At 50.3% G+C, this 11,920-nt stretch carries 15 protein-coding genes; 7 read left to right on the forward strand and 8 right to left on the reverse strand.

What is annotated here, in order from left to right; genetic code table 11:
• Positions 1-129: 129 nt before the first annotated feature.
• The gene (locus K7P76_RS20115) at positions 130-645 is read right to left on the reverse strand and encodes a hypothetical protein (RefSeq protein ID WP_232187105.1); all 516 of its coding nucleotides are present in this window, start codon (positions 643-645) and stop codon (positions 130-132) included.
• Entirely contained in the window at positions 642-1,118 is a 477-nt protein-coding gene (locus K7P76_RS20120; protein ID WP_232187106.1) for a hypothetical protein, read from the reverse strand. Before K7P76_RS20120 ends, K7P76_RS20115 begins: the two co-directional genes overlap by 4 nt.
• Positions 1,119-1,283: 165 nt before the next feature.
• On the opposite strand from K7P76_RS20120, the gene K7P76_RS20125 reads away from it, so the two are divergent.
• From K7P76_RS20125 to K7P76_RS20135, 3 genes are all read left to right on the forward strand, one after another.
• Positions 1,284-3,029 (forward strand): B12-binding domain-containing radical SAM protein, encoded by a 1,746-nt coding sequence (locus tag K7P76_RS20125; RefSeq protein ID WP_232187107.1) that lies wholly within the window; start codon positions 1,284-1,286, stop codon positions 3,027-3,029.
• A gap of 21 nt (positions 3,030-3,050) precedes the next feature.
• Positions 3,051-4,040 carry an L-glyceraldehyde 3-phosphate reductase gene (gene mgrA / locus K7P76_RS20130; protein WP_232187108.1) on the forward strand — a complete coding sequence of 330 codons (990 nt, stop codon included), beginning with the start codon at positions 3,051-3,053 and terminating at the stop codon, positions 4,038-4,040.
• A gap of 199 nt (positions 4,041-4,239) precedes the next feature.
• The gene (locus K7P76_RS20135) at positions 4,240-5,202 is read left to right on the forward strand and encodes an acetylxylan esterase (RefSeq protein ID WP_232187109.1); all 963 of its coding nucleotides are present in this window, start codon (positions 4,240-4,242) and stop codon (positions 5,200-5,202) included.
• Positions 5,203-5,212: 10 nt separating this feature from the next.
• On the opposite strand, the gene K7P76_RS20140 is transcribed toward K7P76_RS20135, so the two are convergent.
• From K7P76_RS20140 to mnmL, 6 genes are all read right to left on the reverse strand, one after another.
• The gene (locus K7P76_RS20140) at positions 5,213-5,737 is read right to left on the reverse strand and encodes a MogA/MoaB family molybdenum cofactor biosynthesis protein (protein ID WP_232187226.1); all 525 of its coding nucleotides are present in this window, start codon (positions 5,735-5,737) and stop codon (positions 5,213-5,215) included.
• 70 nt (positions 5,738-5,807) lie between these two features.
• The gene (locus K7P76_RS20145) at positions 5,808-6,293 is read right to left on the reverse strand and encodes a hypothetical protein (protein ID WP_232187110.1); all 486 of its coding nucleotides are present in this window, start codon (positions 6,291-6,293) and stop codon (positions 5,808-5,810) included.
• A 75-nt stretch (positions 6,294-6,368) separates the two neighbouring features.
• Positions 6,369-7,340: a type I phosphomannose isomerase catalytic subunit gene (locus tag K7P76_RS20150; RefSeq protein WP_232187111.1), complete on the reverse strand. Its 972-nt coding sequence runs from the start codon at positions 7,338-7,340 to the stop codon at positions 6,369-6,371.
• Between the two features lies 1 nt (position 7,341).
• On the reverse strand, positions 7,342-7,743 hold the full coding sequence (locus K7P76_RS20155) for a VOC family protein (RefSeq protein ID WP_232187112.1): 402 nt from the start codon (positions 7,741-7,743) through the stop codon (positions 7,342-7,344).
• 13 nt (positions 7,744-7,756) lie between these two features.
• Positions 7,757-8,335, reverse strand: coding sequence for a tRNA 5-(aminomethyl)-2-thiouridylate-methyltransferase MnmM (gene mnmM / locus K7P76_RS20160; RefSeq protein WP_232187113.1), 579 nt, complete (start codon positions 8,333-8,335; stop codon positions 7,757-7,759).
• 1 nt (position 8,336) lies between these two features.
• The gene (gene mnmL / locus K7P76_RS20165; RefSeq protein WP_232187114.1) at positions 8,337-9,296 is read right to left on the reverse strand and encodes a tRNA modification radical SAM protein MnmL/YtqA; all 960 of its coding nucleotides are present in this window, start codon (positions 9,294-9,296) and stop codon (positions 8,337-8,339) included.
• A 323-nt stretch (positions 9,297-9,619) separates the two neighbouring features.
• Between mnmL and K7P76_RS20170 the strand changes: the two genes are divergently transcribed.
• The 4 genes from K7P76_RS20170 to K7P76_RS20185 all read left to right on the forward strand — a co-directional run bounded on the left by K7P76_RS20170 (position 9,620) and on the right by K7P76_RS20185 (position 11,885).
• Positions 9,620-9,805 (forward strand): hypothetical protein, encoded by a 186-nt coding sequence (locus K7P76_RS20170; protein ID WP_232187115.1) that lies wholly within the window; start codon positions 9,620-9,622, stop codon positions 9,803-9,805.
• A gap of 138 nt (positions 9,806-9,943) precedes the next feature.
• Complete coding sequence (locus K7P76_RS20175; protein ID WP_232187116.1) at positions 9,944-10,312, forward strand: GntR family transcriptional regulator; 369 nt, start codon at positions 9,944-9,946, stop codon at positions 10,310-10,312.
• Complete coding sequence (locus tag K7P76_RS20180) at positions 10,312-11,205, forward strand: ABC transporter ATP-binding protein (RefSeq protein ID WP_232187117.1); 894 nt, start codon at positions 10,312-10,314, stop codon at positions 11,203-11,205. The genes K7P76_RS20175 and K7P76_RS20180 overlap by 1 nt, the downstream gene beginning before the upstream one ends.
• Complete coding sequence (locus tag K7P76_RS20185) at positions 11,202-11,885, forward strand: hypothetical protein (protein WP_232187118.1); 684 nt, start codon at positions 11,202-11,204, stop codon at positions 11,883-11,885. The genes K7P76_RS20180 and K7P76_RS20185 overlap by 4 nt, the downstream gene beginning before the upstream one ends.
• Positions 11,886-11,920 lie beyond the last annotated feature (35 nt).

The following is an 11,920-nucleotide window of genomic DNA, read 5'->3' on the forward strand; positions in this document are numbered from 1 at the left end:
CATATTCAGGGGGCCGCCTCGGAAGTCGTCGAACTTCCGGGGCGGCTCTTATCATGAAGCCTGTTGGCTCTTTTTTCTTATTTTAGCTACAAGCAAAATTCATGAAGTACGTGATATCGGGATATGCGACTATTGAATACACACGGCCTTCCGGCGCGTTTTCCGAAAGCTGTACATGACTAGATGGAAGAATAACACATAGGAAGCGAGTACTATCAAATATGTGGGAAACGAATGTGCCAGATTCCACCCTTTGTACTTGAAGATGCCTGCCATAACGGTCAACCACTCGAAACCGACTGCCAACAGAGCGCAGAATACTATATAAAACAGCACGGAAATCTCCCGAAAGCGAAACCGGTCATATACATACAAAAACAAATAGCCGAATGGCGGATACAAGTTCCAAGTTAAGAAATCCGCATAACTGTACTTTGGCGTGTCGTTAATATCGTAAAGATCAAGAGGGGGCGTGCCGAGGATAAGATCCGACATAATCGAAATCGCAAAGCAAAAGACGTAAATCAGTATGGAGACGGAAAAGGGAAAACGCCGGGGGAGTCGGAATAGCAGAGCGAATAAAAGCAGCAGGGACAAGAGTATGAACCACTCATTCTGATCGAAAAAAGAACCCGAATGCTTCATAGAGTTTCTTTCAACTCCCTGTCCAAAATGTAATGAAACCAACTATATGCCGCAGCAGCCAGCAGCAGCATGCTCAACCAAATCAGATACGACCAAGGAATCGTCCAATCGTTGTGAGTCAATACGCCAAAGCGTTCCTCGGCGTACTCTAGGCAGGTCAGGAGCCCGGCGAAAATAATGATCCAGCATGCTCGAGTGAGCCATTTTCGACAAGCGACGTACATAAGCAGCATCCCCATAATCAACAATGGGTTTAATATGAATATACCAATGATGTACGACCAGAATTTCTCGAGTTGCATTGAATATTCAACCCGCTTCAGATTAAGCGACACGACGAAAACGTAATTGGCCTGAACAAAAATAAACAACATCCATACAAATAGGATTTCCAACGAATGCAGTTTTTTGGGAACGGTAATGAAGCCGATCATCGCAATCAATGCGACGGATAAAAAGACGGTTACGGTCATTTAATCCTCCATGGCGGATCATCGGTTTTTAGTTTAAGGATAGAATGCCCATAGTTGGTAAAATGAATCCAAGATCGTTGAACGCGTGTCCGCCATATAGTTTCATCCAAGGGATTTTTCCGTTACAATACAAGGAGATGCCTTACACCGAAAGAGGAATACGCCATGAACGTCGTCGTTGCGACGCTGAACGCTAAATACATTCACACCTCGCTTGCCTTGAGATATTTGAAATCCTTCGCTCAGGGTGAGTTCGAGGTGGACATTGCCGAGTATACGATCAAAGACCCGTCGATGAGCATTGCGGCCGACCTATTCTCAAGGAAGCCCGATGTCATCGGCTTTTCCTGTTATATCTGGAATATCGAAGAAACGATCGTCGTCGTGGACATGCTTCGCAAAGTTATGCCCGATGTGAAGATTATGCTAGGCGGACCGGAAGTTTCCTATGACACGGATTATTGGATGAACCGGTTAATGTCGGTTGATTTCATCGTTATGGGCGAGGGAGAAGAGACGTTCCGAGACTTGCTGCGGCAAATTGCCGGGGAACGAAAGTATCATTTCGTGTTCGGAATGGCTTACCGCAAGGACGGAGAAGTCGTCATCACACCGCCGCGCCCGAAGCTGGATTTGAACGTCATTCCGTCGCCGCATCGATTCGATCAGGACTTGGTGCCGATGCGCAACCGAGTCGTCTATTTCGAGACGAGCCGGGGCTGTCCTTTCAGCTGCCAATTTTGCCTATCGAGTATTGAGGTTGGCGTGCGTTATTTCGATATGGAGCGGGTCAAGGCCGATTTGACTTATCTAATCGATAACGGCGCTAAGCTCATCAAGTTCGTGGATCGCACTTTTAACATCAAACGAGAGTATGCGATGGAAATCTTTCAGTTCCTGATCGATAATCATCGGGGCTGTGTGTTCCAGTTCGAGATTACCGCCGACATCATGCGGCCCGAAGTGCTCGATTTCCTTGCGGACAATGCGCCCCCGGGGGTGTTCCGCTTCGAGATCGGCGTACAATCGACGAACGATCCGACCAACCTCGCCGTTCAGCGCCGCCAGAATTTCGCCAAGCTGACGCGTACGGTCGTGAAGGTCAAGGAAAGCGGCAAGATCGATCAGCATCTGGATTTAATCGCCGGGCTGCCGCATGAAGACTACGATACTTTCCGTAAGACGTTTAACGACGTGTTCGCTTTAAGACCGGAAGAGCTTCAGCTCGGTTTCTTGAAAATGCTGCGGGGAACGGGGCTGCGGATCGACGCCGGGAAGTATGGTTATGTTTACTCCGAACGAGCTCCTTATGAGATGCTAGGCAACGATCTGATGCCGTTCGGGGATATCGTGCGAATTAAACGGGTGGAGGACGTGCTGGAGAAATTCTGGAACGCCCACCGGATGGACAGGACGATGGAATACTTGATCGAAGAGGCTTATCCGTCCCCGTTCGATTTCTTCCAAGCGTTCGGAGACTTCTGGGAATCGAAGGGCTGGAGCCGGATCGGCCATCAATTGGAGGATTTGTTCTCCAGGTTATGGGCTTTCCTGGAAGAGGATGCGCGGCCGGAGTTGGACCGTGACGTGGCATTCGGATTGTTGAAAATCGACTACTATTTGCAGCATAAATATAAACCGCGCAAGTTATGGTGGGACGAGCGGCTGGAGAAGAAGGATTGGACAGCCGGTTTGAAATATGCCGCCGAGAAATTGGGTATGGATGATCGCGAGTTGCAGAAGAAAGGGACGCTGGATCGTCTTCCTTTCGATTACGGGGTTTGGGTCGAGGAAGGACGAGTGGACTTATCCAATCCTTCGATGCTAGTGTTCTTATATTCCGGAGAAGAAGCGGGACCGCAATTGGTGGCGCTGCCGCAGCCGGACGGGCAAGCGGCAGTCGTTAAATAAAAGACGAGAGGTGACCGGTCAATGGTTTACAATGCAAGCTCCGATCGTTATTCGACTATGAAGTACAATCGCGTAGGACGTTCCGGCCTGAAAATTCCCGCGGTATCGCTTGGTCTCTGGCATAATTTCGGCGGTATCGATACTTTCGAGAACGGACGGGCTTTAGTCAGACATGCTTTTGATTTAGGCATTACCCATTTCGACTTAGCGAACAACTATGGTCCGCCTCCAGGCTCCGCGGAGCAAATGTTCGGCCAATTGATGGCGACCGACATGAAACCTTACCGCGACGAAATGGTGATCTCGACCAAAGCGGGTTATTACATGTGGGAAGGTCCTTACGGGGAATGGGGCTCGCGCAAATATTTGATCTCCAGTCTAGATCAAAGCCTTAAACGTATGGGTCTTGATTATGTCGATATTTTCTATCACCACCGTCCCGATCCGGGAACGCCTCTAGAAGAAACGATGATGGCGCTAGACCACATCGTACGTTCCGGTAAGGCGTTGTATGTCGGGATTTCCAACTATCGCGCACCTGAGGCGAAAGAAGCAATCGCGATTCTTAAGCAACTGGGCACTCCTCTACTTATTCACCAACCGCGTTACAGTATGTTCGACCGTTGGATCGAGGACGGGCTCCAAGACGTGCTCGAAGAGGGCGGAGTCGGATCCATCGTGTTCTCGCCGCTGGAGCAGGGCTTGTTGACCAATAGATATCTTGGCGGTATTCCGAAGGATTCCCGTGCTGCAGGCGCTTCGGTTTTCTTGAACGAGGGCAACCTGACAGCGGATAAGCTGGACAAAGTACGCCGGCTCAACGAAATTGCCTTGGAACGCGGCCAATCGCTTGCGCAGATGGCGCTAGCTTGGGTGTTGCGCGGCGATCGCGTTACGAGCGTGCTGGTCGGTGCGAGCAAGACGAGCCAGTTAGACGACAACGTTGCGATGCTAAGCCGCCTGGAATTTTCCGCGGAAGAGCTGGAGCGAATCGAAGCGATATTGAAATAGTATAGGTTTCGCCCGTCGGAGAGTCGCTTCCGTCGGGCGTTTTTGCATGCTGGAAGTTACTTTGGAGCGTCGTGGTTTAAGTTGGTCAAATATAATGTACTCTTTTGCCAAAATGATGGATTGCAGCGTCTAGCATTGGCTAGTATGATCGATGGAGATACCCGAGCATGCCATTGAGCAATAAGGAGACGATAGACCGATGACGAGCACCGTGATATCGAGACGGATAGAAGAGCTTGAGAAATTAGCTCCTCCGTTGACTGCTAAGCCTGACCTGGACAAATACTGGGAGCAGTCGCTGAAACAATTCGCTAATAAGCCTTTGAACGCGACGAAAATTCTCGTGGATACCCCTTTTCCGCACATGGAAGCTTATAAAGTCATATTCGAAGGCTTTGACGATACCCCGATTCATGGATGGTATTTATTGCCTCGTAATCGGCCCGATGATAAGCTCCCCTGCGTCGTTATCTACCACGGTTATACCGGGAGCAAGGGGTTGCCCGAAGATTATGCCTCGTACATATTAATGGGAATAGCCGTATTTGCTATCGACATTCGAGGACAGGCGGGAGAAACGGGCAACTTGATGCCTCAGGATTACGGGATGACAAGGGGCTGGATCACGCAAGGGATATTGTATCGGGATTCTTGCTACTACAGAGCGATTACGATCGATGCCTTGAAAGCATTGGATTGGGCAAGCGAGCAACCCGAAATTGACGCATCCCGCATTTGCGCTTCGGGCGGAAGCCAAGGCGGCGGGCTCGCGATGATTGCAGCGGCTTTGTCCGATAAACCGGCGATCGCTGTAGCCCATATCCCGAACATGTGCCAGATGGACTTCGGAGTATTGAATTCCAGCAGCTCACTAGTGGAAGCTGCCGCTTTCATCGAACGTTTTCCTCACCATCTCGAGACGGTTCTCGATACACTCAGTTATTACGACAACCTTAATTTGGCGCACCGCATCCGGATTCCAATCCTCGTAACGGTGGGCCTCAAAGACCCGGTTACGATGCCGGAGACGATTTATGCGGCATACAACCGCATCCAGTCGGAGAAGACGATTTTGCCGTTTCCGTTCTCCGGTCACGTCGTTACGGGCGAGCAGAATCGCAAAGGGCTGGAATTCATCTCTAAGCATTTTCGTTTAGGTTAGAAATACCCTTTCAGCAGCGGTCCTTGTATATTTCCCGCATCACATGCCCTAATTCGGGTAATATCAATCTTGTCATAGCCAGTCGCACCGCGCCCGTTGAACCGGGCATCGAGAATACGGCCGTCTGCCCCATGGTTCCGGCGATCGCCCGTGACAAGATGGCAGCCGAGCCGATATCCTCCGTAAAACTCAAATAGCGGAAAATTTCTCCGAAACCGGGCATTTCTTTGTCTAATTGATCTCTTACCGCCTCATAGGTCGTATCCCGTACCGCTATCCCGGTACCGCCATTCAGCAGAACGGCTTCCACTTGCGGATTTTCGGCGGCTTTTCGGAGCAGCTCCTTAATTCCTTCGTACTCATCCGGAACGATCGCATAGTCCGCAATGCGGAAGCCGGTTTCCTCCAGCAGCTGTCGGATCAATTGCCCGCTCTTATCCGTTTCCGGCGTACGGGTATCCGATACGGTTATTATCGCGCAGGAGACGCTTGACGGCGCTTCCCGTCGGTGTTGTTCCGTTGAAGTCAACACAATAAGCCCCTCCAAATCAAACGGCGAATCCATAAGGATTCGCCTTGTCATTATTATTTGTCCGTAGTAGGTTCTACAGGCCCGGTTGTTCCATCGTGTTGTCCGAATGGACGGTTGCAGCTTCGTGTTCTTTCTCAGGGAGTACCTCAGGTTGTTTCGCAGGTTCTTTCACCAGACGATCGACGACAGCCGGGACTACCAGAGTTAAGGCATAGGCCAGTGTCATCCACACGGTGTAGGAATGATGCTGTCCTTCGTTAAAAGCCGGGAATACCGACTCCCGATGCCATACCGTGTACGTACTGAGCAGCAAGCCGACCGCAGCCGCGACGAATCCGAAACGTGTTGCGGAGCCGCGTTCGCGGAACAGCTTGAGCCTTACGATCAAGGCCATCCCGATCAGCAGAAGGAAGGATAGCATTTCCAGCAAAAACAGCGACGATCCGAAATAAGGATCTTCCGTTTCGAGTACGACCCATTTCCCGAACAACAGGAAGAAAAGGGTAGGGACTGCCCATATCGCGACACCTAATCCAACTAAAATAATTCCTTGCCGCATGACAATCCATCCTTTCGCCATCCGCTTAGTCTGAGTACTCGCCCTATCATTTCGACAAAGATTGCCGTTTTCCTCTTAAGGGACTAAGCTGCGAAGTACGGTCATCGTGCCATCCAGCGTATATTGGCCTAGATTCGCCGGAAGAAGGAAGCAATCTCCCGCTTTCGCATCGACAACGCCGTTAGCCCAACCGATGCTGCCGGATCCTTCGCATACGATGAGGATGACGAAGCTGTCGGCGTTAGTGGAGAGACTCCATTCCCCCCGAACGACCCCTTTGTCCGTCGTAAAGTAAGGGGAAGAGGCCAGCGTAAGCCATTCGCCAGGTTTTGCTCCATCCGTATCCATTCGCGCCGCACCGGAACCCTCGTAGGCAGTTACGTTTAATGAATCCTCGATATGTAACTCGCGCGGTTTGCCGTCCAATCCGGGGCGATTATAGTCGTACAAGCGGTAGGTTGTGTCCGAGTTTTGTTGGATTTCCGCGACGACAACGCCCGCGCACAGCGCATGAACGGTGCCGGCAGGGATATAGAACGTGTCTCCCGCTTTCACGGTTACTTTCTGCAGGCTGTCCATAATACGTCCCTCTTCGATAGCTTTGGCCATTGAAGCCCGATCGACTCCCGGCTTCAGTCCATAGATGATTTTGGCATCCGGCTTGGCGGCGAGCACGTACCACATTTCCGTTTTGCCGATTTCGCCTTTCGGAAGCCCTTTATAATCGTCGTTAGGATGAACTTGGATCGACAGGTCGTCATTGCAATCCAGCAGCTTGATCAGCAGAGGAAAACGACCGTTGCTGGAATTGCCGCCTTTGGATCCAAACCAGGTATCTCCGTATAACTCGCGGATTTCGTCAAGACCTTTGCCAGCCAAGGCGCCGTTCGTGACATGCGATACGCCGTTCGGGTGATCGGCGATCATCCAGCCTTCTCCGATGACGCCCTTAGGCACATCGAATCCGAATTGCTCAAGCGCGCGGCCTCCCCAAACTCTTTCTTTGAATTCCGGTTTAAAATGCAATGGATACGGTTGTAAGCTCATTTTATTCGGTTCCCCCTCGCGTAGTTTGGAAAAATTCTATCGCTTCCCCATCCGGTCCATCGAAGAAAAAGTACTGGCTTCCATTTGGCAAAGTCGTAATGGCTTCGTCTAAGCCGGCAACATTCAAGGAGCTTAAACGGCGAAACTCCTCTTTAATATCGTCAACGGTAAACGCGATATGATGAACGCGCCCGGACTTAGCTACTTCCCCCGTAAAACCTTCGATCAATTCCACCTCGGTTTCCGAAGATGCCTGAAACGAGAGAAAAGCCAATCGAATGACGCCATTCGTGTGGTTAATCGTCTCCGTATGTTTAAGACCGATAACTTTCTCGTAAAAAGGAATGGATACTTCTAAAGAACTAACCATGATGCCGACATGCTCGATTTTGCGCGCTGCCATTTGTATTGTCCTCCTATCTTTTGTTCAAAGCGATTAAATAAGGCGCTGCCGCCTTCTGCGGAAACCGGTACACGACCGTTTGTGCTAGGGAGGGCTCGATTTCCGAAGCCCAAGCCAGCACGGCGTCCGCTTCCGCCTGCCCGCCCTCATGGCCGGGATAGACGACGACCGTAAGGATACCGCCGCTGCGAAGAAGCGGCAGCGCAGCATCCAATGCGGCTAATGTAGTAGGCGTTTGCGTAATTACAGCCTGCGATCCGCCCGGCAAGAAGCCGAGATTAAACATGATCGCGGCGATCTTCCCATGGTGTGCCGATGCGATCCGATCCTTCATAACTTCATGCCCGTCATGAACAAGAGTAACCGGAGCAAGCGATTCGCCGTCCGCTTCCGATTCCAGCCTGTTCCGGGTTTGCTCAAGCGCTTCGGACTGAATATCAAAGGCATAGACGGTTCCACCTGTACCCGCCGTACGCGCAAGGAACAAGGTGTCCGAGCCGTTGCCAGCAGTTGCGTCGATAACGATGTCACCAGGCCGTACTTTTTCCGCCACCCATTTCTGCGCTTGGCTAACAACAAAGAGAAAACCCATATTAAAGTCCCTTCCAAGCTTTACCCTGCCAGCTATTGCGCCGAACCAACTCGGCGTCGATGGCGTTCAGCACTTCCCATTTGCGCAGGCTCCACATCGGACCGATCAGCAAATCCCTCGGCGCGTCGCCCGTCAGCCGGTGGACGATCATCTCGGGAGGCAGCATCTCAAGCGAATCGATGACGAGCGATACGTATTCGTCTTGGTCGAGAAACCGGAGCAAGCCTTCGCGCCACTGGCGAACCATAGGCGTTTTGCGCATGAGATGAAGAAGATGAATCTTGATGCCTTGAACGTCCATTCGGGACACTTCCCGCACCGTTTCCAGCATCATCTCGCGTGTTTCGCCGGGCAGTCCGTGGATAATGTGGGCACAGACGCGGATGCCGCGGGCTCTCAACCGGTTAACCGCGTCCTTGAAGCAGTCGGTGTCGTGCGCGCGATTGATTAATTGGGAAGTGGATTCGTGTACCGTTTGCAAACCCATTTCCACCCACAGGTAGGTACGCTCGTTTAATTCGGCGAGATAATCGACGACATCGTCTGGCAAGCAATCGGGTCTAGTCGCGATAGACAAACCGACAACTCCCGGCTGCTCGACAATAACCTCATAATACTCGCGGAGCGTCTCCACCGGCGCGTACGTATTCGTATAAGCCTGGAAGTAGCCGATATATTTCGCTTCGGGCCATTTCAAGTGCTGGCGGTCCCTGATTTCATTAAACTGAGACACCAGATCGTTCCGCCGGCTCCCGGCGAAATCTCCGGAGCCTCTGGCGCTGCAGAACGTACAGCCGCCCGCGGCGATGCTCCCGTCCCGGTTCGGGCAAGTGAATCCCGCATCCAGCATGACCTTGAACGTCTTCGTGCCGAACGTCTCGCGCATTTCGTAATTCCAAGTGTGAAATCTTTTGTCCGCCCATAACAGGGGGTGTTGCGTATCCGTTCCAATCGTTGCCATCGATGCATCCGTCCTTTGAAGAAGTCGGTATAATTGTAGCGAAATTCGGGCGAAAATGCGAGGGCGGACGTTCATGCAGACGCTCTCATCCATTTAACCGATCGATAATCCCCATTCCCATCCCAAACTAACATCGAAATAAAGGCGATATTTCCGACGCTTCAACTTGCTATACCTAACATGATGTGTTATATTAAAAGTGCGCCAAATCAACAAACAAATCTAACATCACACTTATTTTTCATCGCCTAATTCATACCATTTCCATATCTCGGGCAAGCTAGGTGCAAAGTTAAAATTAACCGATTGGAGAGGTGACTGCAATGAATACAAGCGTACGGATACCGCAAGGGGACGAAACGGTTAAAGTGGAGTTGACGGTTAAAGAAGCGATGGCGCTGGCCGGAATCAAGTTTCACAATAACCACAATATCGAGGTTTCAGCCAAGAAAAAGCTGAATCACATCATCGAGGATCATTATATCGAGGAAAACCGTCCGATTAACTAAGTCGAGAATACTCGCACTCGTTAAGAAAGGTCGAATGCCCATTTTGGGTATTCGGCCTTTTTTGTGTTTGACAAATTCATGGATCGCTTATATAGTTAGTTACATAAGTAACTAACCGACTAACATGGTGGTGAATAAATGACAATATCGATGGACGACAGCCGCCCGATCTTCTTGCAAATCGCCGAACGGATCGAGAATGACATTATCGAAGGAGGACTGCCCGAGGAATCGCAGGTCCCCTCAACGAATCAGTTCGCGGCCTTCTATCAGATTAACCCGGCGACGGTAATGAAAGGTGTGAATTTGCTCGTGGACCAAGGCATTTTGTACAAGAAGAGAGGGATTGGCATGTTCGTGGCAACGGGCGTAAAGGCGAAATTGATGGAGAAGCGCAAGGAACTCTTTTACGAGCAATATATCGTGACGATGGTCAGGGAAGCGGATAAGCTGGGAATTACGGCAGATCAATTAACGGAAATGATTCGGAGAGGGGATAAAGCGTAATGGGTAACGTAGTGGAAACAAGCGGGCTGACGAAAACCTACGGTAAGGTAAATGCTGTCGACAATGTCAGTTTTACGCTGGAGGATGGCAAGATTTACGGGTTGCTTGGGAGAAATGGTGCAGGAAAAACAACGATCATGCATATGATCACTGCCCAATTGTTCGCGACCAGCGGCCAGCTTAAGGTATTTGGGGAAGAGCCGTTCGAGAACAATCGGGTACTCAGGCAAACCTGCTTTATTAAAGAAAGCCAGAAGTACCCGGATAATTTCCGCGTTGTGGACGTATTGAATGTTTCCCCGCTTTTTTTCCCAAATTGGGATCGGGAATTCGCGTATTCTCTCATTAAAGACTTTCAGCTGCCGCTCAAGCGGAGAATGAAGAAGCTGTCCAGGGGAATGCTCTCCTCCGTCGGCATTATCGTTGGTCTTGCCAGTCGTGCGCCGCTTACGTTTTTCGATGAACCCTACTTGGGTTTGGATGCCGTAGCAAGAAGCTTGTTTTACGATAGATTGCTTGAGGATTACGCAGAGCATCCGCGTACGATTGTGCTGTCAACCCATCTGATCGATGAGGTTAGCCAATTGCTCGAGCACGTATTGGTAATCGACAACGGCAAGCTGATTATTAACGAGGAAGCAGAAGCTCTAAGGGGCAGAGCATCTACAGTGGTTGGTTTAACCTCCAAAGTAGAGACATTCCTTGCCGGCAAGGAAGTCATTCATCGCGAGCCGCTCGGGGGATTGATTTCGGTAACGTTATTAGGCGCTTTAACTGCCCAAGACCGCAAAAAAGCCGCGGAACTCGGATTGGAAATTACGCCGGTATCGTTACAGCAAATGATCGTCTATCTAACGAACGGAAAAAACGCCAGAGAGGCAGGAGTTTCATGATGAATCGAGTAAAGGGAATTATACGGACGCATCTGACTGACAGGTTGGGGTGGATCTTTCTTCCGTGGATCATTCTTTCCAGCAGCTTCGCGTGTAATCTGATTATTGCCGGCCTGAGCGGAGAAGAGTTTTATACCGGCGGTTTGGCTTCCATCTATGTATACATGACGATACTCGGGATCATGATCGTTGCCCAAACGTACCCTTTCATTATCGGGTTCGGTGCTAGGAGAAAGGACTATTTTCTCGGGACGGCAGCAACGATTGCTATTGTTAGCGCGGTCTTCACGCTGATGTTATGCGTTCTTGCTGTCATTGAAGTACAATCGGGGGGCTGGGGCGTCAATCTGCACTTTTTCAATCTGCCCTATTTAAGCGAAGGTTCTGCGATCGAAAGAATTTGGATTCAGTTTAGCTTGATGACCAATCTTGTCTTCATCGGATTTTTCTTCTCTTGCATTTATCGCAAGTTCGGCCGCAATGGGATGTTCCTATTCTTTGTAGCATTGTCCGTTGTACTTTCATTCTCTACCTACTTCATTACTATCGCCAACGGATGGGATGAAATCTTTAATTGGTTGAGCGGAATCTCGGCCGTCCATCTTGCAACTGGATTGTTCGTTCTGACACTGGTATATTTAGGGTTATCCTATGGGTTGCTTCGCAGAGCGACGGTTTAAAATAGGATTAGCGAATTAAATGAGTCAAGGAGCCG

The organism is Cohnella silvisoli (assembly GCF_021190915.1).
In the GTDB taxonomy this organism is placed as follows: domain Bacteria; phylum Bacillota; class Bacilli; order Paenibacillales; family Paenibacillaceae; genus Cohnella; species Cohnella silvisoli.